A 26000-nucleotide genomic window follows, 5' to 3' on the forward strand; every position below is an offset into this window, starting at 1 on the left:
TTACAAATAGTTTAGTTGCATGACGATACAAACATCACTAAAAACCATTTCCTGCAAAATAAACCAGAGCGATAAACTATTTACCATACGAACACTACAATCCAACCATCAAATCAAAACCACCAATCCCTGAAGACCCTAATCGACAAACGAAAGAGCTTCACCCGCTGAAAGGAATCAGCCCATGCCAAACTTCAACAACTTCGTCGCTACAGATTGGCGCTCCGGCAAGGACCGCATTTACTTTTTCTTCAAAGATACCAACAAATACACCCGATTTGACCTTGGCGATCGTCAAGTCCCTGACAGCTTTCCTAGAGAAACCACACAATACGCGTGGCCCGGTTTCCACGAAAATGCCGAGCACCTGCGGTTTGGCTTCACCACCACGGGCCTGGATACCAGAATCGCCGGTGGTTCCGACGACTTTTCCTGGTTTTTTTATTACGACGGCAAGACCCCAATGGTCTGTAAATACGACCAGGATCAAGATAAGACACTAAACAACTACCGTGTTTAAAACTCAATATGGGCGCCGATATTTCCCTATTTCGAGCGCATCGTAGCGGGCACCTGGTGGCAACTTACAGGTAAAAAATTCCTGTTTCGCTTCCTCCTCAATGACGGACATTACCTGTCTTTCGACTATCAAAAAAAACGACTGACACACGAAGAAATCACCGCCACCTCCATGCCTGGATTAGAGCGTTTTAAACACCGAATCATAACGGCCGCGCAGAATGACAGAACTTTTGCCGATAGTTTTTACTATATTTTTCTAAACCGAGGTCAGTTCCTCATCTACAACATCCAGCAAAACCATCTGCATTCCGGTCCGCACGGGATGAACGATGAGGCGTGGCCCGGCCTGTTCCGAGACTGAGTATTCGTGAAGGCGCGGTTAATCATCGGTTAATCGCCAACCGCCAATGTGCACCTCACTTGCACAGGGACAAGGCTTACCCATGCGTCGACTATTTTTGTTGTTTGTTCTCTTGATCTCGGGTTTGGCCCAGGCAGGGACTAATCCGTTTGAAACCCAACCTGAATTCCTGCCGGTGGACAAGGCGTTCGTCTTCACTTCCGAGCGCCTTGAATCAGGGGAAACACAGCTCTATTGGCAAATCAACGATGGCTACTACCTCTATCAAAAACGCTTGAAATTTGATGGGCTGCCTGCGGATCAACAGCCTTTGTTACCGGAAGGTGAATCCCACAGCGATGAGTTCTTCGGAGAACAGCAGGTCTACCGTCAAGGCCTCGAACTGAAAATCCCCGCGGGCGCCAGCGGTCAGATAAAGGTCGGCTTCCAGGGCTGTGCCGATGCCGGCCTGTGTTATCCGCCACAAACCCAAGTCGTGGATCTGGGCGGGCAATCCCTGACGGGCACGGCAGACGAAGCGCCGGACCAGGCCTTGGCCAGCAATCTGCAGCAACGAGCACTGGGCTGGAGCCTGTTGGTGTTCTTCGGTCTGGGCTTGCTGCTGGCGTTCACCCCATGTTCGCTGCCGATGCTACCCATTCTGGCCGGGTTGATCGTCGGCAGCGGCGCTACGCCCAGGCGCGGCGTGGCCCTCGCCAGCAGCTATGTGGTGAGCATGGCGCTGGTGTATGCGGCAATGGGTGTGTTGGCTGCATCTTTAGGGGCAAACCTGCAAGCCTGGTTGCAGAACCCTTGGCTGCTAGGCACTTTCGCGGCGATCTTCGTGCTGCTGGCGTTACCGATGTTCGGCTTCTTCGAGCTGCAACTGCCGGTTGCCGTGCGGGATCGCCTGGAAAACGTCTCGCGCAATCAGCGCGGTGGCAGCCTGGTCGGCGCTGGAGCGCTAGGCGCGTTGTCCGGCCTGCTGGTCGGCCCGTGCATGACCGCGCCGCTGGCCGGCGCGCTGCTCTACATCGCACAGAGCGGCAACGCACTGCACGGCGGGTTGATCCTGTTTGCCATGGGCATCGGCATCGGTGTGCCGTTGTTGCTGCTGGTGACGGTTGGCAATCGCTTCCTGCCCAAGCCTGGCGCCTGGATGAACCTGCTCAAAGGCATCTTCGGCTTCCTGTTTCTTGCCACGGCGTTGCTGATGCTGCGCCCGGTGCTGGATGAATCGCTGTGGGTCGGCTTGTGTGGTGCATTGCTGCTGGTCGCGGCCTATAGCGCGTGGAAGCAGTCGGATGGTTTTGGACGCATCGCTCATCTGTTCGGTGCCAGCTCGCTCCTGCTGGGTTTATGGGGCAGCCTGTTGCTGATCGGCGCGGCGGCGGGCAGTGATGATCTGTTCAAGCCGTTGCAAGTCTTCCGCGCTTCCAGCTCGGCCGTCGCTGCTGTGCCAAGCGGCCACGACGCCTTTACCACGATCAAGGACCCTGCGGTCCTGCAACGGGAACTCGATGCCGCGCAAGCGCAGGGCCAGTGGGTGCTTCTGGACTACTATGCCGACTGGTGCGTGTCGTGCAAGGTCATGGAAAAACAGGTGTTCGGCAAGGCGAAAGTGCTGGAGGCCCTTAGCGACGTGCGCTTGCTCCGACTGGATGTCACCGCCGACAATGCCGCCAGCCGCGAACTGCTCGGCCGCTACAAAGTGCCGGGGCCACCAAGCTTGCTGTGGATCGGCACCGACGGTATCGAACGACGCAGCCAGCGCATCACCGGTGAGGTCGATGCCGACACTTTCCTGCAACGCTGGACCACCACCCGAGACGCCCGTTAATGCTGACTTTTACCCTCGGCACCTTTGCCATCGCGCTTAACCATCTGCTGCTGATCAGTGCCTTGGTGTTGGCAACATTCGTCGGCTGGCGGGTGGCCAAGCGTGGTGGCGAGAATCCCGAGTCAGTGCTGTTCGGCCTGTTCCTGATCGGCATGCTCGCGGCGCGAATCGGTTTTGTCGCCGTTTACTGGACGCACTATCGCAGCGACCCCTGGCAAGTCATCGACCTGCGCGACGGCGGTTTCCTCGCCTGGCCTGGGGTCATCGCACTGGTGCTCGCCACACTATACCGTGGCTGGCGTCGCCCGGGACTGCGTCGTCCCTTGGGCTTCGGCGTGGCCAGCGGCCTGGCATTCTGGTTGCTGGCGACCTTTTCGCTGACCATTTTTGAACAGGGCACGCGCCTTCCGGACATCACCCTGCGCAATTCCGCCGGTGAAACCGTGCAATTGGCGGACTACAAGGGTGGCCCGTTGGTGATCAATCTCTGGGCTACCTGGTGCCCGCCCTGCCGCCGGGAAATGCCGGTGCTGGAGCACGCACAGCAACAGCGCCCCGACCTGACCTTCCTGTTCGTAAACCAGGCCGAAAGCATGCAAAGCGTCAGCACGTTCCTGGAAACCCAAGGCCTGAGCCTGTCCAATGTGCTGTTCGACGGCGGCGGTCGCCTGGGCCAGGCCGTCGGCTCCATGGCATTGCCAACTACGCTGTTCTATAGCCCCGAAGGCCGCCTGTTGGGCAGTCATCTGGGTGAACTGTCACAAGCCAGCCTGGCTCGCGCGCTGGAAAACTTCGATTCCGTTCCTGCCACTTCTTCAAGGAAACTGCCATGTCCCGCCTCCGCCACCTGCTGACCCTGAGCCTGGGTGCCGCCCTCCTGCACCTGCCATCGGTGCAGGCCGAAGAGTTGCCCGAGGCGATCAAGAAGATCGAAGCCAAGGGTGCGAAAATCGTTGGTCAATTCGACGCCCCCGACGGCTTGCGCGGCTACGCGGCGCAATACCAGAACCGCGGCATGGCGCTGTACCTAACGCCCGATGGCAAGCACGTTTTGCTCGGCAATCTGTACGACGCCGAAGGCAACGACCTGAGCAGCGCACCGCTGCAGAAACTGGTGTACGCGCCAATGTCCAAGGAAGTCTGGGGCAAGATGGAGGCAAGCAACTGGATTGCCGACGGCAAGAAGGATGCACCTCGGATCGTCTACATGTTCAGTGACCCTAACTGCCCATACTGCAGCATGTTCTGGGAACAGGCGCGGCCATGGGTCAAGGCTGGCAAGGTGCAGTTGCGGCACATCATGGTCGGAATCATTCGTGAGGACAGCCCGGGCAAATCCGCCGCCCTACTCGCTGCCAAAGACCCGCAAAAAGCCCTGTACGACCACGAAGCCGCTGGCAAGGGCAGCACGCTCAAGGCCTTGAAGGATGTTCCGCCAGCGATCCAGGCGAAGCTCGCCGCCAACATGCAATTGATGGAAGAGCTGGAGTTGTCTGCCACCCCAGCGATTTTCTACATGGACAGCAAGGGTGAACTGCAACAGCAACAAGGCGCGCCGTCGCCGGATAAGTTGGTGAAGATACTCGGACCCAAATAATGGAATCGAACGCAATGGCGCACACCGGCCATTGCGACCGCTCAGATCCGCGTGCAGATTCAACTCCTGGGGCCCTGCCCTTTGCTCACAACTAACGCCTCTAATTGCGATTTTTTTACGCTATGAATGCACGTGAGCCAAGAGAACTGGATAGTCCGTAAGACATCCACAAACAATTAACAACAAGCAAATTCCGCACCACAAAAACACACCAAACACTAATACATCTGCTAGTTTACTTACCTAAGCACAGGTGAGATAAGTTGTTTCGCATTAGAAAAAATGATTTAAAACCGCCAAGAAACGTTCATAACCATACAGACAATAAATGATTGAAATTTCAGGATGGAAAAATCATGAACATCAAAACCGAAACCAGAAACAACAACGAAGCTCCGATAATTGAAAACCTCAGCATTACGTGGAACTCCATCAGCCTGAGTATAACGCCAAATCCGTTTTATCCTGTAACCACCATAACCGAGAATGGTACAGGTAAAGAGTGGTATCGCGGAAACGGAGGTAATGTCACCATTAATAATCTAACAAGAAACAGAATGTACTCCTGGGAGGTAGTCGGGCTAGACCCTATTATTGGCCAGACAAAGTCATTTATGCTGAATTTTTCTACGCTCGACAGAAAAAAACCAACACCTGTGGACTACTGGGATTATTATGATCTTAAACCCAGTAGCGTTTCATTTTTTTGGCACGGCGGCACAGTAGACGGCGGAACTGCTAAATATGAAATAAAACGAGATGCCGTACTACTCGACACACCCCTTAGGCCCCCCTACATCGACACCACTCCAGCAGAAGGGCGTAATCACACTTACTGCATTCGCACCTTTGATGACGAGCTTAGTTTTTCCGACCCTGTGTGCGTAGAAGTATATTTTGAAGACCTCACCAAACCAACCGACCCCACTAATTTAGTAACAAGCTCCCTTGCCCTGACATTAAGCTGGGAGGAGTCTTACGACAGCTCCGGTACAATTCGTTATCTAATCGATCAAGGTATTGGCAACGATCTGGGGACCACGGTCGAAACCCAGTTTGCTGTTGATCACCTGGAAGCAGATAAGCGATATGAGTTCGGTGTGACAGCAGAGGACCCAACGGGTCATAAGTCGAATCGAGTGATGGTGCACTATCCCCCACTGGGCGTTCCTTTCAAAGGAAAACGATAGCCTCTCATCTGTTGATGGCAGGTGCCACGCAATAAAAAAGGCGCTGAGTGGAATATCCACCCAGCGCCCTTTACCGAGATCATGAAGTTCTTAACTCCCCTTTACCTCAACTAGCGTCTTGTTCTGGTCTTCGATCAAATTGTAGCGATAGACGCGACCTGCTTCCTTGTTGAACGTAAAATCATTTCCTGGAATCAGGTGAACCTTTTTCGTCGGCCGGCATTTATCGTCGTTCTTCGCTTCACAGTCCTTGAAGGCGTCGATAACCACTACGCTATTTCCATTGTTTTGCACTTGATAGCGAACAGCGCTGTTATCGACTTTTGTATCAAACCGGGTGTTGGCCGGGCGAACAAAAAATACCATGCCATAACCGGCCATCACGTTAAACCCGGCAGACATCTCCTTTTCATAGGATTCGCGTTCACTGTCGGAGACGGCAAATTTATCTTCCTTTTCAGGTACGACTGGCATAAAACGGACCCGAAAATAACGCTCTATGCTCCGGTCACCGGTGTACAGCAGGCGGGTTCCCTGGGTTCCCTTGGCCGGTACGATAAGCCGGGCCGGGCTGGCGACCAGACCATCACGGGTGCTGCCCTCGACCATCTTCAATGGTTCTTCGCGGGAAGCGCCGTTCTTTTGGTAAAAAATCTCCTTGATCTCGACTTTGACAAACGCCGTCGAAGTACCGCCGTTACGAATGCGTTTTAGATAACTACTTTGGTTACCTCCCATAAAGTCGTAGAACGTACCAATTTGCAGGCTGGGACCGGCATAAGCCCCCATACTGAACAACGATGTGCAGAGCAGTGTATAAATAAATTTCATGATATAAAGCCTCGTGCGAGAAACTAGCCTGAGTAAGCCTCGGGCCGTGCTACTGCCGTTAGATGTCCGCGTCAAATTTAATCGTAACGGTTCCGCGATAACTACTGTCACTTACCATATGTTCGACTTCGCTGGCGGGTACTTCAAAGTGCAATAAGCTGGGGTTTCTATTGGGCACCCCCAAAGACTTTATGTGTGGAATACCGGTATCCGCATTCAGTGAACGCCGTTCTACTGTGTTCCCCACATCGTCCACCCAAGGACTTGGCAGGCTCACACTTATATCGACCGGCACCTGATGAGTTCCGTTACTGATCTCACATCTATTACCCGCCAAACGCTCACAACCGAGCTCCATCTTGAAGGGCGTGCTAGACAATATGAAAAACCGCAGATCAGCCAATAACTTCTCGTTTTGTCGACCATGATTGATCCAATCCATCCAGCCGCCCTTGGGGGCCAAACTAACCCTGTCGGTGGACATTTCGACCTTGACGTCTTGCTTCACCGCAAGGTTCAAGTCGAACGTCATCATGGATTGGCTCGGATTCAAACTTCCCATGTTGAAGTCGCTCCCTGGGCCGCCTACCGTGTAGTGCACTGAACCCTGATAACCGCCACTTATCAGCCTCTCTGGTCGTACAGCGCGTAACTCATAATGAACGTCGAGCTTCTGCAAAACCAGGCCGGGAATATTGCGATCGGCATCCCTTGGGCATGTATCGACGATTTCATTCGTTGCCCAGAATGCTGAAAAACTGCGTCCGTCATGAGCAGCGTTTTGCTCACTGCCAGCGACTTTAGTGCAATTGCCGGTCTTCTCCGACCACGACGGCGTCCAAAGATAGGCATGAGCCTCAAAATCAGAAAGTCCTGGTTGTCCAACAAGAGTTTGTGCGGTTTCCCCCATGGTATAACGGGTACCCACCCCGCCAATTCGAATTTGGATCTCTGCCGTTTCGCCAGGAATGCTGTTATGGGTAACCGTAAACGTGCGCCATCTTGCGTCAATACCAAAGGGGATTACGTCACTGGTATTGAAAATCCCCGGCCACGTCAGGGTAATGGGAAATTCGTTACTTCGAACTCTCGCGAGGCTACATCGCGAACTAAAGCTTGGAATCGAGCAATAGCCGGTAATCGGCGTGTTATTTATAATCACTGCGCTTCCAGGATTACTCGGATCGGGTTTTATTTCTGCGTCCACCACCAATGCATTGGCAGAAGCCGTATAAAATCCACAGAGTGTCGATAACAACACCAGGCGGCTCATTAGCTTGTTCATTTGACTTTCCTGTGTACGCCATGTTCTGGCTGCTATTGTATAAGTGCCTATCAACTGGCTTTCTCAGACTTATAAGCAGCTTCGGCCAAAGTGTCTGGATGACACCGCAGATCGCCTACCATCAGCACATCATTCTCTCGCTGGGAGGTTGGATCGAGCCTGAACTGACATAACAACTGACTGTCGTGCCGCACTTCAAGTGTAGGCGATTTTTCACTAAGTTCCATGGAGAAGAACCCATCGACTTCGCTGACGCCACGACTGGCATGGTTGATAACATGATGGCCTTTCAACGGTTTTCCACTGGCATCCACCAGACGGCCCATCACCGTCACGGTCTTGAGGATACGCACCTGGCGATAATCCACGCCGCCCTTATTCAAGTGATAAGTGGTACGCGCAGGGTGAATGGATGCGGCGGGCACGTCTGTGCCGTTGAAATCAAAATTCACCGTGCCGTTCTTGTAGGCCGACACCGGAATGAAATTACGTCCTGGACGTAACGTGGTGCTGGTGCCGGACAAATCGTCGGCGCGCATCTGGATATCATCCACCTCGCTTTCGACATCAATGATCATTCCCGCCTGCCTCGTCGAGGCCTGACCGCTGAGAACAGCCTTTTGGCCACTGACTGCCAGGGTGCTGTCCAAATTCAAACCACCGCTGACATGACCGTTGTAGGAAGAACGTTGTACATGCATGGAGCCGTTGACCTGATCGGTGATGAAATCGGCCGTGCCCGCCAGCCCCGTCCCGTAGACATCACTACTGGCGGTTGCAGAAACACTTTGCAGTACGTGATCCTTGAGGTCCCGACGATAGGAAACCGATGCGTTGGAATCGCGCCCACCGTCACGCGATGTGCGCTGACCGACGCTACCGGACACCTGGTGACCGTCTGAGCCCAGCGCCAGGCGCAGGCTGATATCGACCCCCCTGTTGCGCTGATCAGCCGTGCCAACTGTTCCCGGCCGGTCAAATACCGCCACGCGCCAGTCGGCGTTATGGCCAAACAGCTGTGCATTACGGGTCCAACTCAGGTCGATGCCCAAGCCCTCGGAGTACCCTTCGCTATGGGAGACTTGCGCGCTGACCGAACTCTTGCTGTTCAGGCGCTGGTTTACCGCCAGCGACGTGTTGCTGGTTTGCCCGTTATAGGTATTGCGCTGGCGAATATGGGTCCCGTCCGGCAGCTGTTCGTAAGTATTGCGCGTGTCCAGCCAACTGCGCTGATGGCGCAACACCAGGCTACCACCGTTGTATTGATGCACAGCTTGCAGCTCCATCCCCGTGCCTTGGCCCTTGGTCTGGGAAACGCTGCTATAGAAAGAGGTCCTGTCGCCCGCCGTCCACTCGGCGGAAGTGCCTAACTGCATTTGCTCCTTGACCTGTCGCGCGGACAAGCCCAGGACAACTCGCGGATGCAATAGAAAGTTGAAGGCTGCGCCCGCGGTCAAATCACCATCATCGCGTTCCTGCCAATTGCTGAGCAACTTGCTTTCGCGACCGGCGAAAAGGTTGTAACGCCAGCGATTTTCCGGGTTGTTCCAGTTCCTGGGCTTGTAGATAAGTTCCCGGTTGCTGGAGATCAACTGGCCGTCTTCGATCAGGCGCACTTCCACCTCGTAGATCCCGCCCGGCAACGGACGCGTGTCCAGCGTCTGAAGTCCGCTGGCTACCTGCTGGCTATTGATCAGCACGCCGTTGCGATAAATTTCGACCATCGCTTGGCGATTGGCGGTCACGGAAATCGGATAGAGGCTGGGTTTAGGGTTATCAATTGCCAGGCTGTCAGAACTGCCATACATCATGCCCAACACCGTATCGGGGCCAGAGCCGATGGTGCGCACTGGCCGAGTCAGGCCTTGCGCGCTGGGTGTAAAGTAACCGGCACGAAAGAAGGTGCCTTCCAGTTCCCGCTGGGTATGCAGTTCGTGGACCGCATGCTTGATGCCCGTGTCGGCACCCGACATACGCGAGAGTTGCGCGTTGAAGGTGTTCGTCCAGTTACCCAGACTCGCGCTCGCTTCCAGGCCATAACGACCGGCCGGGTTCTGCTCTTGTCCACCACTGATGTTCAGTTGATTGCGCACAATCAGGCCGACGCTGCCGCCTTCCGGCTGATCGTGAAACTGGCGAGCTTGCGGATCGCGTTCGGCGTTGGCCGTTACCAGCGACACCGTGGAGTCTTCAAGGCTGTAGTGAACCGTCAGCAATTCCCGAGGGCAGCCGCTTTTGCACGCGCCCAACGCCACGCCCTGGATCAAGAGAGCGGCCCACTCATCGCGCTCGCTGGAATTCAGGTCACTGTCTCGTGTGTCGGTAAAGTTGATCAGTGTCACCCGCTCGTCACGGCTTAACAGGATCATTGCTTCGCCTAGAAACTGTTGATCAACTTCCACCCGAACTGCCAATGGAACATCAAAAAAGAATTCATGAAAATCTGCAGGCAAGCCTTCAGCCTGTTGAAGCAAACTAACGGACTGGGCCGCTGGCTTGGTTTCACTGGCAAGCGCACCCGCGCAAATAATTAGCGCAAGCGCTCCCGCGATAGGAGTCTTCGGAAACATGGAAGTTTATCTCAAGTTAGCGCTTGCTTGTGCAAGTTAGAGTGCGGCCGACGAAGTGCGTCGACCACACAGATAGCTTATTGATAGCCCGTATTTATTTAACTATTATGGAGCATCAAATGTAACATTGACGTTGCCGCGATAGTTACCTTCAGGGTAGCCGCCACCTGGTTTAACTGCACTAACTTCCATATCCGTATTCATTTCACTTACCGCGCCATCCGCATCAACAACACTCGTCGCGATACCATTAACCAATGTTACACCGTTGAATTTCACATTCAGATCGATAGTATTGGCGCCCGAAACCATGTTAGTTGGGCCATTAAGGGTTGCCATGATCGCAGGGCCGGACGTACCACCAGCTGCACTTTTTGCCTTGAACTTAAGGACCATATCTTTCACTTCAGGAGCCGCCGGATCGGAAGCATCCACAATAAAGCGCTGCGGCAGTGTTACAGTGTCGACTGACACAGGCTGAACATAGAAGTCAGCACTTGGAATATCGGCAATCACTTCAATATCATGAGTTTGGGGAGTAGCCAGTGCGGCCGAAGAAGCAAAAGCCAAAGCCAGCACGGAAGTAGACATTGCAATTTTCTTGAACATTAATTTCACCTTTAAGCATCAAAATAATAGTGCAAGCTTCAGCCAAGCGACAAAAGTCCACACCGGGTTGTTTACCAAGTTGGTTATAATGCAACACTGCATTCAACGGGGCGCATCTTCGCGCTTTCTGAAGGACCGGTATGCCGGATTTTTCTGTACTTCTTGTAGGACTTATCCTGACGCCTGAAGGACCAACCTGTAAGCTACCTCTATATTGCTGGTAGGAATTTTCGTATGGTATAGCTGATCCCAAGCCTGGCACGATTACGGCCAGGAGCGGTCATTCGACGTTTTCAAGAACAGCAAGCCCAAGCTACGAGAACCGATGCCTGGGACAATAGAAAGATCATGGCATGTGCACATAGCAGTGCGGCTGGGACACAACTGACGCTTGAAGAAAATTCTGAGCCTGAGATCAACCCGTCAACTACCACCCGATTGGCCAGTGCTCCACGGAAAAGGGGACTGCGAATAAAAAAAAATCCCGATGCACAGGCATCGGGACTGGGTGAAGCGCATCAAGCCAACTGCGTCAAAAAGTTACTGTTGGTGTTTGAAAGGAAAACCGATCGGTGGGGAACTGTCAAAAGACTCATCCCACTTCAGAATCAAAGTAAGATGCGAAGTTGACAGATTGGCTGGATCAGTGGGCACGGTAAAGTCATCGAAACACACGGTGACAGTAGTTTTCTCGGAAAGATTGAACTGATCATCCATGGTTTGGCCATTATAAGGGCCTCCAAATGAGGCTGCGGCTTTTCCTGATGGCCACAGATCACCAGCGTGGTCGCTGCATCCAACTCACCCAGTCGCTGCAACAGATCATCCCGGCCAAAAGAAAACCCGCCCCATCGGTACGATACTTTCACGCAAACGATCCTCAGGCAAAACTGCCCAGGAAGCACGGAATCAAAGCCCCTCCAGCTCAGCCATCAGATCATTCAACCGCTCCACCTTCTCCTCGGTAATATCGCTTGTCGCCAACCCGTCGATGTACTCGGCCAGCTCCTCCACCGTGGTGCACTCGAACATCGCCCGCAGCGGCACTTCACGCTGCAGGGTTTTCTGCACCCGCGAAGCGATCTGCGTGGCCAGCAACGAATGCCCGCCGAGCTCGAAGAAGTTGTCGCGGATGCCGACTTTCCCGACCTTCAGCACCTCGGCCCAGATAGCCGCCAACGTCTGCTCCAGGTCGTTGCGCGGCGCCTGGTAATCCTGGCTTTGCAACAGGCCGATCTCCAGCGCCGGCAGGGCCTTGCGATCCAGTTTGCCGTTGGCGTTGCGCGGCAGCTTGTCGAGCCACAACCAGTGCAGCGGCACCATGTATTCCGGCAGCTCGGCGCGCAGGCGTTGCTTGATCTGCTCCAGGCAATGAGCAGGATCGAACGTTGAATCCGCCGCCACCAGATAACCCACCAGATGCTTGCCATTGATCCCTTCCTGCACGCCGACCGCCGCGTCGCGCATTTGCGGCTGTTCATGCAGGCGCGCTTCGATTTCACCCAGTTCGATACGGTAGCCGCGGATCTTCACCTGATGGTCGATGCGCCCGACGTATTCCAGCATGCCGTCACTGCGACGGCGGGCCAGGTCGCCGGTGCGATACAGGCGCTCGCCTGGGGCACCAAACGCATTGGGCACAAACACCTGGGCCGTGCGCAGCGGATCGCTGACGTAGCCGCGCCCAACCCCGGTGCCCGCCACGCACAACTCGCCCACCGCACCCAGCGGCACCAGCTGCAGCGCACCATCGAGCAGGTACAGGCGGTTATTGTCGGTCGGCGTACCGATCGGCAAATAGCTGCCGCGGGTGGAGGCCATGTCGACGCGAAAGAACGCCACGTCATCCGAGCATTCCGCCGGGCCATAGGCATTCACCAGCCCGATCTCCGGGTAACGCAGCAGCCATTGATGCGCCAGTTCCGGCGGCATCGCCTCCCCCGTCGGCAACATCCAGCGCAGGCCATCGAGGCGCATGCGTTCCTGGGCGAGCATGCCCTGGATCAGCGACGGCACGCTCTCCAGCACCGTGATGCCTTGCGCCGAAACATGCGCCAGCAAACCCTGCGGATCGTGGGCAATGCTGTTCGGCACGATGTCCACCCGCGCGCCGAACAACGGCGCGGCGAGGAACTGCCACACGGAAATATCGAAGCTTTGCGAAGCGGTCTGGGCAATCACGTCAGCCTCGCCGAGGCTCAGGTACGGCACCTTGCTCAACTGGTTGTTGAGCATGCCGCGCTGCTCGACCATCACGCCCTTGGGCAAACCGGTGGAGCCGGAGGTGTAGATCACGTAGGCCAGGTTATCCGGCCCGCTGTAGATGCCCGGATTGGCCACCGATACATGGCTCGCCTGTACCTCTTCCCAGACCAGCAACCGAGGCCGACTGGCGCAACCGAATTCATCCAGCAACGCCAGTGCTTGCGCGTGACAGGCTCGAGTGCACACTAGCAACGGCGTGCGACTCAGGTCGATGATGCGACTCAAGCGCTGGCCCGGTAGCCCCGGATCCAGCGGCAGATAACCCGCCCCCGCCTTGAAACTGCCAATGATCATGCCGAGCAAATCGAGGCTGCGTTCGGCCAACAGCGCCACCGGTTGATCCAGCCCGACGCCAGCGGCAACCAGTGCATGGCCGAGGCGGTTACTGCGCTGGTTCAGTTCCAGATAGTTGTAGTGCTGATCCAGACAACTGGCGGCAATACGCAGCGGGTGGGCAGCCACTTGCGCTTCAAACAAGGCAACGTAGCTCTGCTCCAAGGGGTATGCATGTTCGCTCTGGTTGCAGCCGTGGATCAGGAATTCATGTTCCTCAGTGCCCAGCAACGGCAGGTCCGCCATGTCACCATGGAAACCTTCGACCAACGCCAGCAACAGGCGCTTGAACTCGCCAAGCATGCGCTCGACCGTGGATTCATCGAAATAACGCTGGTCATAGGACAGGTGCAAACCCAGGTCATCACCCGGATAGCACACTGCCGTCAGCGGGAAATTTGTGTGGGTGCGGCCCGAATCCGACGTCGCATTCAGGCTTTGCGCACGGTCCAGCACCGAGACTTCCACCGGGGCGTTTTCGAATACGAACAGGCTGTCGAACAGCGGCTGGCCCTTGGGCAGTTCGCTGTTTTCCTGAATGCTCACCAGCGGCAGGTACTCGTACTCACGCAGTTGCATGTTGCTGTCGAGTAAAGCGCTCAGCCATTGGCGCACACTGCAACGCTGATGGTCGTCAGGGATTTTCACCCGCAGTGCGATGCTGTTGATGAACAGGCCGACGGTGCGTTGCATCTCTGGCATCTCGACCGGACGTCCAGCCACCGTGACCCCGAACAGCACGTCGCGATCACCACTCAGCCTGAGCAATACCAGGGCCCATGCCGCCTGGGTAAAGGTGTTGATGGTCAGCTGATGCGCCTGGGCCAGTTCACGCAGCCGTGCACCGTCACGGGCATCGAGGCGGGTGTAGCGGTCGCCGACGATCATGCCGCCGCTGTCGCCGGCATGTTCGCGCAGGAACGGCCGGTCGCTCGGGATCGGCGTGGTCCGTTCGAACCCTTGCAGGTTGGTTCTCCACCATTGCCGCGCTTGGGCCAGGCTCTGGTGTTGCAGCCAGGCGATGTAGTCGCGGTAACGCGGCGCTACGGCCAACTGCGCTTCCCGGCCTTCGCCGAGGGCGGTGTAGATCTCGAAGAAGTCGTTCATCAGCAGGGAGCGGCACCAGGCATCGATCAGGATGTGGTGGTTGCTCATCATGAACCAGTAACGTGCCGCACCCACCCGGATCAGGCGCAAGTGGAACGGTGCCTGGTTGAGCAGGTCGAACCCGGCCTCGCGCTCGGGCTTGAGCAGGGCTTGCAGCTTCGGCTCCTGCTCGGCGGCGGCGATCTTGCTCCAGTCCAGATATTCGATCGGCGTGCTGCCCGGTTTGTGGATAACCTGCAGCATGCCTTCGCCGACGTTCCAGCAGAACGAGGCGCGCAAGGCTTCGTGGCGGGCGATAACCGCCTGCCAGGCCTGGACGAAACGCTGCGCATCGAGCTCGCTGTCGATGCGGTAGCGATCCTGCATGTAGTACAGGCCCGTGCCCGGTTCCAACAGGGTGTGCAGCAGCATGCCTTCCTGCATGGGCGTCAGCGGGTAGACGTCTTCGATCAGCGCTGCAGAAATCGGCAGTGCATCCAGTTGCGCCTGGTTCAGTTTCGCCAGCGGGAAGTCCGACGGCGTCAGGCCGCCCGCGTCATCGCGCAGGCAGTGCTCGATCAGGCTGCTCAACTCACACAAGTAAGCATTGGCCAATTCGCTGATGGTCTGGGGCGCATAGCGTTCGGCGCTGAAGGTCCAGCGCAGCACCAGTTCGCCGCCGTAGACCTGACTGTCGACGCTCAATTCATTCGGCAGCGGCGCCTGCGCATCAAAGGCCGCGCCAACCGCTTCATCCAGCGGATGGAACAGTGCATCGGCCGCAAAGCTCTGGTCGAACTGACCCAGGTAGTTGAAGGTAATCGGCGCCGCCGGCAGCTCGGCCATGCGCTGGCGGGTAGGCTCATCGGCCAGATAACGCAGCACGCCATAGCCCAGCCCTTTGTGCGGTACGGCGCGCAATTGCTCCTTGATCGCCTTGATCGAGGCGCCCTGCCCGGCCACCTCCTCGATGTTCGCGGGTGTCAGGCGCAGCGGGTAGGCGCTGGTGAACCAGCCGACGGTGCGGGTCAGGTCGATGTCGTCGAACAGCGCCTCGCGACCATGGCCTTCAAGTTGAATCAGCGCCGACGCGTGACCGTTCCAACGGCAGAGCACGCGGGCCAATGCAGTCAGCAGCAGGTCGTTGACGTGGGTGCGATATGTACTCGGCGCCTGTTGCAGCAATTGCCGAGTGCGCTCGCTGTCGAGGCGCACGCTGACGGTTTGCGCATGGCGATGCTGGCGACCACCCTGCGGTCGATCGCAGGGCAACTCGGCGCTCGGCCCGGCCAATTGCGCCTGCCACCAGCCCAGTTCTTCACGCAGGGATTCGCTGCCGGCATAGGCCTGCAAGCGGGCGGCCCAGTCCTTGAAGGCACTGGTCTTGGCCGGCATTTGCACCGGCTGTTGTGCGTCAAGTTGGCGATAGACGCTCTGCAGATCTTCCAGCAGCACGCGCCATGAAACGCCGTCGGTTACCAGGTGGTGAATCGCGATGAACAAGCGCTGCTGACCTTCGGGACCGTCGACCAGCAACACCCGCAGCAACGGCCCCTCTTCGAGATCGAGGCTGCGCTGGGCGTCGGCGAACAGGGCGGCGCATTGGTCCATGGACGCGACGCGCACTTGCCACAGCACCGGCACATCGGACATCGCCTGGTGCCGGGCTTGCCACTGACCGCCCACCTGGCGGAAGCGCAAGCGCAACGCATCGTGCTGTTCAATCACCGCCAGCAAAGCTTGCTCCAGGCGATGGGGCTCCAGGGCCTCGCTCGGTTGCAACAGCAACGCCTGGTTCCAGTGTTGGCGCTGGGCAATGGCGGCGTCGAAGAACCAGTGCTGGATCGGCGTCAGGCGCGACTCGCCGCTGAGCAAGCCTTGCTCGGCGGTGACCTGCTCGGTGCGAGCCGCCACGGCGGCGAGGGTCTGCACGGTCTGGTGCTGGAACAGGTCGCGAGGGCTGAAGTGAATGCCCTGCTGGCGCGCGCGGCTGACCACCTGGATCGACAGGATGGAGTCGCCGCCGAGTTCGAAGAAGTTATCGTTGAGCCCGACCTGTTCGACGTTCAGCACTTCGCACCAGATCTGCGCCAAGGTCAGCTCCAGCTCGTTGCTGGGCGCCACATACTGCTGACGGTTCAGCTCCGGGTCTGGCGCCGGCAGTGCGCGACGGTCGAGTTTGCCGTTGGCGGTCAGCGGCATGCTCGCCATCAGGATCAGGTGCGTGGGCACCATGTAATCCGGCAGCTGGGACTTGAGGTGCGACTTGAGTGATTCACGCAGTGCGGCTTGATGCGACTCGTCCTGTTTGGCGACGTCGGATACCAGATAGCCAACCAGTTGTTTGCCGCTCGGTGCATCGAGCGCCAACACCACCGCTTCACGTACCGATGGATGTTCCAGCAAACGGCTTTCGATCTCGCCCAGTTCAATGCGGAAACCGCGGATCTTCACTTGATGGTCGATTCGCCCGAGGTATTCCACCAGGCCATCGGCGCGCTGGCGCACCAGGTCGCCGGTGCGGTAGATACGCCCGCCGTTGCCGGCAAACGGATCGGCAACGAAGCGCTCCGCGGTCATGCCTGGACGTTGGTGATAACCCTGGGCCAGGCCGGCACCACCGACGTACAACTCGCCGGTCGCACCCTGTGGCACCAACGCCAGGTCGGCATCGAGAATGTACGCCACGCGGTCGCCGATCACGCTGCCGATCGGTACGCTGCCGGCGCCTTCTTCCAATGCTTCGTGGGCCAGGCTGGCCAGGGGCATGACCACGGTTTCCGTCGGGCCGTAGGCATTGAAGAACAGGCTCGGCTTGAACGCCGCACGAATCCGCGCCAGGTGTTCGCCGGTCAGCGCTTCGCCACCGGTGATAATCATGCGCACCGGCAAGGTTGCGTTCTGCGTTGCCAGCCACTGCGCCAACTGGCTGCCGTAGCTCGGGGTGAAACCGAGGATATTGATATGGTGGCGACGGATCAGTTCGCAGATCTCTTGCGCGTCCCATTGGCCCTGGGCACGCAGGACAACTTGGGCACCGCTCAGCAGCGGCGCCAACAAGCGCTCGGTGGCGGCGTCGAAGTTGATCGAATAGAAGTGCAACTCGCAGTCGTCCGGGCGCATGCCGAAACGCTCGATCACCGCGCGGCAATGCATGGCGATTTCGCCGTGGGACACCACCACGCCTTTGGGTTTACCGGTGGAACCCGAGGTGTAGATCAAGTAAGCCTGATGTTGCGGCAGGCTGATGTCAGGCAGTTCGCAGACGGGATAATTGGCAAGCGCCGCAGAGTCTTCCTCCAGGCACCAGCGGCCGACGCCCGCGGGCAAATCGCCAAGGGCCTGGAACATCGCCGCGTCACTGAGCAGCAAACCGACGCCGCTGTCTTCGATCATGTAGAGCAAGCGATCCAGCGGGTATTCCGGGTCCAGCGGCACGTAGGCGCCACCGGCCTTGAGGATCGCCAGCAGGCCGATGACCATCTCCAGCGAACGCTCCAGCGCCAGGCCCACCCGCACCTGCGGGCCCACGCCGCGCTCGCGCAGCATCCAGGCCAGGCGATTGGCGCGGCTGTCGAGTTCGGCGTAGGTCAGGGTGTGCCCGGCGAAGGTCAGGGCCGGCGCATCGGGACGCGCCCGGGCCTGTTCGCTGAACAACTGATGGATGCACTGGTCGAGTCGATGCGCGCCCGGCTCGACGCCCAGGCTGTCGAGCAGCTGTTGTCGTTCACCGATATCGAGTAACGGCAACTCACTGAGGCGCTGCTGCGAATCGGCAATCAGCGTCTCAAGCAGGTTGCGCCAGTGCGCGGCCATGCGCGCAATCCGCGGCTCGTCGAACAGATCGGTGCTGTAGGTCAGGCAGCAACCGAGGCGATGGTCGAGGTCGGTGACTTCCAGGTTGAGGTCGAACTTGGTCGCGCGGGCATCGTTGGCCAGGTATTGCACGGTCATGCCGGCCAGGGTGCGGCTCTGCTGGAACTCCCAGCGCTGCACGTTGCACATTACCTGGAACAGCGGGTTGTAGGCGGCGCTGCGCGGTGGCTGCAAGGCTTCCACCAGATGATCGAATGGCAGGTCCTGATGGGACTGGCCCTCGATCACGGTGTGGCGAACCTGCTCGAACAACTCGCCGACGGACATCTGCCCATCGAGCTGGCAACGCAGCACCTGGGTATTGAGGAACGCGCCGATCAGCCCTTCGCTTTCCGGGCGAATGCGGTTGGCCACCGGCGCGCCGATGCGCAGGTCGGTCTGGCCGCTATAGCGATACAGCAGCGTGGCCAGGGCGGCGGTCATGGTCATGAACAGGGTCAAGCCGTTTTGCGCATTGAAGGCACGCACCCGTGCCGCCAGATCGTCGCTCAGGTCGAAACGGTACAACTCGCCCTGGTGGCTTTGTACCGGAGGACGCGGACGGTCGGCCGGCAATTCCAGCAGCGGATGCTCACGGCCCAGTTGCGCGGTCCAGTAGTCGAGCTGGCGCTGGCGTTCACCGGACTCCAGCCATTGGCGCTGCCAGACGCTGTAATCCAGGTACTGCACCGGCAACGGCGCCAGCGGTGATTTGCGTTCCTCGACGAAGGCTTCGTAGAGCACACTGAGTTCCCGGGCAAAGATGTCCATCGCCCAGCCTTCGGTGACGATGTGGTGCAGGGTCAGCACCAGGTAGTGCTCCTGTTCGGCTGTCTTGACCAGGCAGGCGCGCAGCAGCGGGCCGGTTTCCAGATCGAAGGGTTTGTGCGCCTCATCGTCGGCCAGTTGCTGGACTTGCCACTCACGGCCATCGGCATCCAGCGCGGTGAAGTCCTTGCAGTCGATGCGCACTGAGGTTGAGGCATGCACCTGTTGGCGCGCGACGCCATCGACACTGGGGAAAGTGGTGCGCAGGGTTTCGTGACGCATGATCAGCGCCTGCAACGCGGCCTCGAAACGCTCGACATCGAGCACCCCGCGCAGGCGCGCCATGCCACCGACGTTGTAGGCCGGGCTGTCCGGTTCCATCTGCCAGAGGAACCACATGCGCTGTTGGGAATAGGACAACGGCACCGCTTGGCTTCGGTCGACCTGGGCGATTGGCGGCTGTTCGTTGGTACGACCGCTGGCCTGGATCAGGCGCACCTGTTCGGCAAAGGCGCCCAGCCCGCTGTTTTCGAACAGGGCGCGCAAAGGCAACTCGACGTCGCAGGCCTGACGCGTGCGGGAGATGATTTGCGTGGCCAGCAGCGAATGGCCGCCAAGGGCGAAGAAGTCATCGCCCAGGCCGACTTGCCCCAGGCCCAGTACTGCACGCCAGATGTCGGCGATTTGCCGTTGCAGTTCGGTCACCGGTTCGACGTGTTCGCGCACCTGCCACTGCGGTTCCGGCAAGGCACGACGGTCGAGTTTACCGCTCGGGCTGAGGGGCATCTCGTCCAGGCGCATCAGCTGTGACGGGACCATGTATTCCGGCAGTTCCGCCGCCAGCACGTTTTTCAGGCGGGTGCTTTGGGCTTCTTCGGATTCAGTAGAGTCGGCGGTGTAGTAACCGATCAACTGGCCGCCGGCGGACGTTTCGCGCACCAGCACCACCGCCTGGGCGACACCTTCTTGCGCCAACAACCGCGCTTCGATTTCTTCCGGCTCGACGCGGAAGCCGCGCAGCTTGACCTGCTGATCGAGACGTCCGAGGTATTCGATCACTCCATCGGTGGTCCAGCGCGCACGGTCACCGGTGCGGTACAGACGCGCGCCCTGCTCGCCCAGTGGATCGACGACAAAACGCTCGGCGGTCAGGCCCGGACGGCCCAGATAACCGCGGGCCAGGCCGATGCCGCTGATGCACAGTTCACCCGGCACGCCGGCCGGCAGGGGATTCAGATCAGGGTCGAGTACGCGGCAGATCACGTTGCCCAGCGGCCGGCCAATCGGCGAGCGCTCGCCATCGGCGCTGGAGCAATGCCAATGGGTCACGTTGATCGCGGTTTCGGTCGGGCCGTAGCGGTTGTGCAATTGCACGGCCGGCAGTCGCTCCAGCACCCGATTGCGCAGGTCGGCGGGCAGCGCTTCGCCACCGGAGAACAACCGACGCAGGCTGGTGCATTCGGCGCTGAGCGGTTCGTCGATGAACAACGCCAGCAGCGGCGGCACGAAGTGCAGCGTGGTCACGCCGTAGGCTTGAACCAGCTGCGCGATGCGCTGCGGATCGCGGTGTTCACCCGGCCCGGCCAGCAGCAGCCGGGCCCCAGTAATCAGTGGCCAGAAGCACTCCCACACCGACACGTCGAAACTGATCGGCGCTTTTTGCATCAGCACATCGGTTTCATTCAGGCTGTAGGTGTCCTGCATCCATTGCAAACGTTCGGCGAGGGCCGCGTGGGTGTTGCCGACGCCTTTCGGTTGCCCGGTCGAGCCGGAGGTGTAGATCACGTAGGCCAGGTTGTCGCCGTGCAGGTGCAGGCCCGGCGTGTGGCTTGGCCAGTTTTCCAGGTGCAGGGCGTCCATCGCGATCACGCTGACGCCGTCGCTCGCTGGTAAGCGCTCGAGCAATTGAGTGTGCGTCAGCAGCAACTCGACGCCGCTGTCGCTGAGCATGTAGGCCAGCCGTTCGGCGGGGTAATCCGGATCGAGTGGCACGTAGGCGCCACCGGCCTTGATGATCGCCAGCAGTCCGATCAACAGTTGCGGCGAGCGCTCGGCGGCAATGGCCACGCACACATCCGGACCGACGCCTTTGTCGCGCAGGTAGTGGGCCAGACGATTGGCCTGGGTGTGCAGTTCGGCGAAATCGAGGCTGCCACCGTCCCACAGCAGCGCGGTGCGTTCCGGTGTCTGACGGGCTTGTTGGTTGAGCAGTTCCGGCAGCCACTGGCTGGCGGGTGGGCACGGAGCCACGGCCCATTCGGCTTGCTGATTTATTTCAGTTCCGGTCAGCAGTGGCAGATCACCGATGGCGGTTTCAGGTTGTTCACTGATGGCGCGCAACAGGCGGCTGTAGTGCTCGGCCAGGCGTTCGATGGTCGCGGCATCGAACAGCTCGCTGGCGTAGTCGAAGGACAGGCTCAGGCGCCCGTTGCGATCTTCTTCGCTGTGCAACTGCAGGTCGAACTTGGCCTCGCGACTGTGCCACGGCAGTTCCTCGGCAAGCAGCCCGGGTAGGCGTTTCAAGGCGCTGAGATCCCGTTGCTGGTGGTTGAACATGACCTGGAACAGGCCCTGTTCGCGCGCCTGGGGGAAGGCCTCGAGCAGTTGCTCGAACGGCAGATCCTGATGCGCCTGCGCCCCCAAGGCAGCCTGTCGGGTTTGTGCCAACAACTCAACGAATGGCAGACGCGAATCCACCTCGGCGCGCAGCACCTGGGTATTGATGAAGAAGCCGATCAGGCCTTGGGTTTCCAGGCGTGGGCGGTTGGCATTCGGCACGCCGATGCGGATGTCGCGCTGCCCGCTGTAGCGATGCAACAGGCTCTGAAACGCGGCCAGCAAGAGCATGTACGGCGTGGCTTGATGGGCCTGGGCGGTCTGGCGAATGGCATCGCTCAAGTCCGCCCCCAGGCGCACGGTATGGCGGGCGGCGCTGTGCAGCTGTTGCGCCGAGCGCGGGTGGTCGGTGGCCAGGTTCAGGGTTGGATGCTCATCGCCCAACTGCGCCTTCCAATAAGCCAGTTGGCGCTCGCCCTCCCCTTGCGCCAGCCATTGGCGCTGCCAACTGCCGTAGTCGGCGTACTGGGTCGGCAGTGGCGCGAGCGTGGCTTGTTGTCCTTGGGCAGCCGCCGCGTACAGCCGGGAAAATTCGTCGATCAACACATTCATCGACCAGCCGTCAGCGATGATGTGATGCAGCGTCACCAGCAGTTGGTGATCTTCGTCGTCGAGGCGCACCAGCGTTACCCAGAGCAACGGCCCCTTCTCCAGGTCGAACTGAGTGCGCGCTTCGTCCTCGCGGATTTGCCGAGCCTTGGCTTCACGCTCGGCCAGCGGCAGATCGCTGATATCGATGCGTTGCAGATTGAATTCAGCGGCCGTAACGACCTGCTGCAGCGCCACCCCGTCACGCTCGAAGAAACGTGTGCGCAGGGATTCGTGGCGCTCGATCAACTGCTGGAAACTGCCGCGCAGGGCGTCTTCGTCCAGTTCGCCGCGCAGGCGCAAGGCACCGGGAATGTTGTAGGCGCTGCTCTGCGGGTCGAGCTGCCAGGTGATCCACAGGCGATTCTGCGCCAGGGATTGCGGCATGGCCTCGCTACGCGACAGCGCGCTGATCGCGCCTTGGGCGAGGCCACCGTCCTGCTGTTGCCGCGCCACCGCGTCGGCGAAGGCACCAAGGGTCGGCGCTTCGAACAGCAGGCGCAGGTTCAGCTCCAGGCCAAGTTGTTCCCGCAGACGCGCCACCACTTGCGTGGCCGCGATGGAGTTGCCGCCCAGCAGGAAGAAGTGATCGTCGGCAGCGACCTGCTGGACCTGCAATTGCTCGCACCAGATCTGGCCGATCAGGCTTTGCAACTCACAGGCGGACTCAACGTTGCCTGTGCTTTCTGTGACCGCCGAAGGGAACAGCGCATAACTGTCGAGGCTGCCTTCGGCCAGGCGATTGCGGCACGCCGAGCGTTGCAGTTTGCCGCTGGAAGTCTTGGGCAAGGCGCCCGGATTGAGCAGCACCACCACGCTCGGCGCTTCCTGGTACGCCTCGGCCACGGCCTGGCGGATAGCCTTGATCAAGGCCTCGGGCGGGAGGATTTTTTGCACACTGCGGCTGATCTCCGCAGCGATGCCGATGCCTTCCTGGCCATCGATATTGACCGCAAAGGCGGCGACGCGCCCCTTGCGCACCACTTCCACTTCACGCTCGACGGTCTGCTCGATGTCCTGTGGATAAAGGTTGTGCCCGCGCACGATCAGCATGTCTTTCCGGCGCCCGGTGATGAACAACTCACCGTCGCGCGTGAAACCCAGGTCACCGGTGCGCAGCCATTTTTTACCTGCGTGCTGGACGAAGGTCTTGGCCGAGGCTTCGGGGTTGCGCCAGTAACCGTGGGCGATGCTCGGGCCGCTGGCCCAGACTTCGCCGACCGCGTTGTCAGCCAGTTCGTTGAGCGATGCCGGGTCCATGATCAACACCGTGTGATCCGGCTGGCTGACGCCGCAGCTCATGATCGCGCTGCCCTCGCCGGCTTCGGCACGGTTTTGCGCCAGGGCCCGGTCGTCCACTCGCAAATTGCCGATGCCTTGGCCGCGCGGAGTACCGGCGACGAACAGCGTGGCTTCCGCCAGACCGTAGGAGGCCATGAAACTGTCTTCGCTGAAACCGCAGCTGGCGAACTTCTCGGAGAAACGTTCCAGGGTGTCGAGGCGAATCGGTTCCGACCCGGAATAGGCCACGCGCCAGCCGCTCAAGTCGAGGCGTTCCAGGGCCGACTCACTGACTCGTTCACTGCACAGGCGATAGGCAAAATCCGGCCCGCCACTAATGGTGCCGCCGTATTCACTGATCGCTTCCAGCCAGCGCAGCGGCCGGCCGAGGAAGTACGCCGGCGACATCAACACGCACGGCACGCCACTGAAAATCGGCTGCAACAGGCCGCCGATCAGGCCCATGTCGTGATACAGCGGCAACCAGCTGACGATCACGTCGTCGGGGTTCAGGTCGATACCGAAACCGTGGCGGATCAGCAATTCGTTGGCCACCAGGTTGCCGTGGCTGACCTGCACGCCCTTGGGCAATGCGGTGGAACCAGAGGTGTATTGCAGGAAGGCGATGTCAGCGTCTACCAGGGCTGGCGCGACCCAGCGTTCGGCGTGGGCGCTGTCGAGGGTATCGACACACAACAGCGGCGGCGCCCCTTCGATTTGCAGCAGCGAATCGCGCAGGCCGGCACTGGTCAGCAACAGGCGCGGCTCGGCATCGCCGATGATCGACAGCAGCCGCTCCTGATGATGCCGACGCGCCGACTCCGGCGGATAGGCCGGCACCGCGATCACCCCGGCGTATAGGCAACCGAAGAATGCCGCGACGTAATCCGGCCCGCTGGGAAACAACAACACCGCGCGCTCGCCAAAGCCGGCCTCGGCCTGCAACGCGCCGGCAATCGTCCGCGCCCGCTGATCCAGCTCGCGATAACTGAGCACCACAGCCTGGTCCCGGGTTTCGGCGAGAAAACGCAAGGCCACCCGATCCGGCGTCAGGGCCGCGCGGCGCTGGAGGGCTTGGACCAGTGTGCTGGGGATTTCGAACGCGTCGGTCATGAGGTTTCCTGCCTGAATTCGGCTTGGTAGGAGCGAGCCTGCTCGCGAAAATCCGGAGAACGCCGCGGGGTGTCAGGCGCCCATCGTCATCATTGACGACCATCGCGAGCGAGCTCGTTCCTACGGGGTGATGAGGGTTGCGCTGTGCAATTTCTTCCTTGAGAACGGATGGCGCCTGGAAATAATTAGTCGCCAGGCATGAGCGCCAACCGGGCCGTGGCACGACAGCGTGTCGCAGTTCTCACTCTGCACCTTCAATGCGCATTACTTCTCTTTCTCAATTGACAATCATTATCATTCAACATAATTTGTCGCTCGATGTGTAGGGCGGCCCCGGCCTTCTTGTCGTCCCACTAACCTATTGGCAGCAAGGTGATTTCCAATGACGGAACAAGCGTCCACAAGCAGGTGCGATTCGCCGCTACTTCAAGCCTTCGTCGACAATCGACTGATACTGGTCAAGATTGCAGCCCGCATCACCGGCTGCCGCTCGCGCGCCGAAGATGTGGTGCAAGATGCTTTCTTCCGCCTGCAATCGGCGCCGAACATCACCTCCTCCTTCAAGGCGCAGCTCAGCTACCTGTTCCAGATCGTGCGCAACCTGGCCATCGACCACTACCGCAAGCAGGCCCTGGAACAGAAATACTCCGGCCCTGAAGAAGAAGGCCTCAACGTGGTCATCCAGGGCGCCTCCCCGGAAACCTCGCACATCAACTTCTCCACCCTGGAAAACATCGCCAACGCCCTGACCGAGCTGCCGAGCCGGACGCGTTATGCTTTTGAGATGTACCGCTTGCATGGCGTGCCGCAGAAGGACATTGCCAAGGAGTTGGGAGTGTCGCCGACGTTGGTGAACTTCATGATTCGCGATGCGTTGGTGCATTGCAGGAAGGTGTCGGGGAGTCGGGGGGATACGTTTGCCCAGCGTTGAGGCTTGATCGTGGGATCAAGAAGGCTGTTCTGAGATTCGGGACGAATCAGTCGTCATGCAGCAAACCTGAACTGTATTCGCTGAAACTGCTGACAAGCGCACTGCCCTTTCAGTATTGCTGGGGTCTCAACTAAAAAGGACGTCACTCAGGGACGTCCGTCTGTTTATTACCACTCACTTCCGGTTGCCGCCCGTGCCTTCATACACTGCTGGGCGGGTCGACGTGCGCGCAGGTGTGGAAGACCGGGGATCCAGGAACCCGGCGCACCCGAAAGTGCCCCGCACACACCCGCCATAATTTAACAGCACACATGAAAAAAGTGACTGCATAAATTCAGGTGGCGCCTGTGCGTCTAGATCACGTGAAGGGCTAGGAAAAA

The 26000-nt window shown here is 59.0% G+C and carries 11 protein-coding genes and 1 pseudogene; 6 read left to right on the forward strand and 6 right to left on the reverse strand.

Going from position 1 to position 26000, the window contains the following annotated elements; genetic code table 11:
* Positions 1-184: 184 nt before the first annotated feature.
* The 5 genes from AC3WWR_RS03980 to AC3WWR_RS04000 all read left to right on the forward strand — a co-directional run bounded on the left by AC3WWR_RS03980 (position 185) and on the right by AC3WWR_RS04000 (position 5489).
* Positions 185-520 carry a hypothetical protein gene (locus tag AC3WWR_RS03980; protein WP_492598475.1) on the forward strand — a complete coding sequence of 112 codons (336 nt, stop codon included), beginning with the start codon at positions 185-187 and terminating at the stop codon, positions 518-520.
* 445 nt (positions 521-965) lie between these two features.
* The gene (gene dsbD / locus AC3WWR_RS03985; protein ID WP_492598476.1) at positions 966-2702 is read left to right on the forward strand and encodes a protein-disulfide reductase DsbD; all 1737 of its coding nucleotides are present in this window, start codon (positions 966-968) and stop codon (positions 2700-2702) included.
* Entirely contained in the window at positions 2702-3556 is an 855-nt protein-coding gene (locus AC3WWR_RS03990) for a TlpA disulfide reductase family protein (protein WP_020795948.1), read from the forward strand. The genes dsbD and AC3WWR_RS03990 overlap by 1 nt, the downstream gene beginning before the upstream one ends.
* A complete protein-coding gene (gene dsbG, locus AC3WWR_RS03995) occupies positions 3532-4299 on the forward strand; it encodes a thiol:disulfide interchange protein DsbG (protein ID WP_020795947.1) in 768 nt (255 codons plus the stop codon). Before AC3WWR_RS03990 ends, dsbG begins: the two co-directional genes overlap by 25 nt.
* A 356-nt stretch (positions 4300-4655) precedes the next feature.
* Positions 4656-5489: a fibronectin type III domain-containing protein gene (locus AC3WWR_RS04000; protein WP_052024672.1), complete on the forward strand. Its 834-nt coding sequence runs from the start codon at positions 4656-4658 to the stop codon at positions 5487-5489.
* Positions 5490-5579: 90 nt separating this feature from the next.
* Here AC3WWR_RS04000 and AC3WWR_RS04005 read toward each other — a convergent pair whose 3' ends face one another.
* The 6 genes and pseudogenes from AC3WWR_RS04005 to AC3WWR_RS04030 form a co-directional block, all read right to left on the reverse strand.
* Positions 5580-6320, reverse strand: coding sequence for a hypothetical protein (locus AC3WWR_RS04005; protein WP_020795945.1), 741 nt, complete (start codon positions 6318-6320; stop codon positions 5580-5582).
* Between the two features lie 58 nt (positions 6321-6378).
* Positions 6379-7605: a hypothetical protein gene (locus AC3WWR_RS04010; protein WP_454866208.1), complete on the reverse strand. Its 1227-nt coding sequence runs from the start codon at positions 7603-7605 to the stop codon at positions 6379-6381.
* A gap of 50 nt (positions 7606-7655) precedes the next feature.
* Positions 7656-10175: a TcfC E-set like domain-containing protein gene (locus AC3WWR_RS04015; protein WP_492598477.1), complete on the reverse strand. Its 2520-nt coding sequence runs from the start codon at positions 10173-10175 to the stop codon at positions 7656-7658.
* A gap of 105 nt (positions 10176-10280) precedes the next feature.
* A complete protein-coding gene (locus AC3WWR_RS04020) occupies positions 10281-10784 on the reverse strand; it encodes a CS1 type fimbrial major subunit (RefSeq protein ID WP_033041099.1) in 504 nt (167 codons plus the stop codon).
* Between the two features lie 719 nt (positions 10785-11503).
* A pseudogene (locus AC3WWR_RS04025) lies at positions 11504-11693 on the reverse strand (alpha/beta fold hydrolase); the annotation flags it as partial.
* Positions 11694-24689: a non-ribosomal peptide synthetase gene (locus AC3WWR_RS04030; RefSeq protein WP_492598478.1), complete on the reverse strand. Its 12996-nt coding sequence runs from the start codon at positions 24687-24689 to the stop codon at positions 11694-11696.
* Positions 24690-25071: 382 nt separating this feature from the next.
* On the opposite strand from AC3WWR_RS04030, the gene AC3WWR_RS04035 reads away from it, so the two are divergent.
* On the forward strand, positions 25072-25620 hold the full coding sequence (locus tag AC3WWR_RS04035; protein ID WP_492598479.1) for an RNA polymerase factor sigma-70: 549 nt from the start codon (positions 25072-25074) through the stop codon (positions 25618-25620).
* The last annotated feature ends 380 nt before the right edge of the window (positions 25621-26000 follow it).

This window comes from Pseudomonas sp. EB271-G4-1, assembly GCF_058791355.1.

What these genes read in the sequence shown, in the direction of transcription:
- dsbG (WP_020795947.1), top strand. Translation starts at nt 3,532, where the DNA reads ATGTCCCGCCTCCGCCACCTGCTGACCCTGAGCCTGGGTGCCGCCCTC.
- AC3WWR_RS04010 (WP_454866208.1), bottom strand. Translation starts at nt 7,605, where the DNA reads ATGAACAAGCTAATGAGCCGCCTGGTGTTGTTATCGACACTCTGTGGA.
- AC3WWR_RS03990 (WP_020795948.1), top strand. Translation starts at nt 2,702, where the DNA reads ATGCTGACTTTTACCCTCGGCACCTTTGCCATCGCGCTTAACCATCTG.
- AC3WWR_RS04030 (WP_492598478.1), bottom strand. Translation starts at nt 24,689, where the DNA reads ATGACCGACGCGTTCGAAATCCCCAGCACACTGGTCCAAGCCCTCCAG.
- AC3WWR_RS04000 (WP_052024672.1), top strand. Translation starts at nt 4,656, where the DNA reads ATGAACATCAAAACCGAAACCAGAAACAACAACGAAGCTCCGATAATT.
- AC3WWR_RS04015 (WP_492598477.1), bottom strand. Translation starts at nt 10,175, where the DNA reads ATGTTTCCGAAGACTCCTATCGCGGGAGCGCTTGCGCTAATTATTTGC.
- AC3WWR_RS03980 (WP_492598475.1), top strand. Translation starts at nt 185, where the DNA reads ATGCCAAACTTCAACAACTTCGTCGCTACAGATTGGCGCTCCGGCAAG.
- dsbD (WP_492598476.1), top strand. Translation starts at nt 966, where the DNA reads ATGCGTCGACTATTTTTGTTGTTTGTTCTCTTGATCTCGGGTTTGGCC.
- AC3WWR_RS04020 (WP_033041099.1), bottom strand. Translation starts at nt 10,784, where the DNA reads ATGTTCAAGAAAATTGCAATGTCTACTTCCGTGCTGGCTTTGGCTTTT.
- AC3WWR_RS04035 (WP_492598479.1), top strand. Translation starts at nt 25,072, where the DNA reads ATGACGGAACAAGCGTCCACAAGCAGGTGCGATTCGCCGCTACTTCAA.
- AC3WWR_RS04005 (WP_020795945.1), bottom strand. Translation starts at nt 6,320, where the DNA reads ATGAAATTTATTTATACACTGCTCTGCACATCGTTGTTCAGTATGGGG.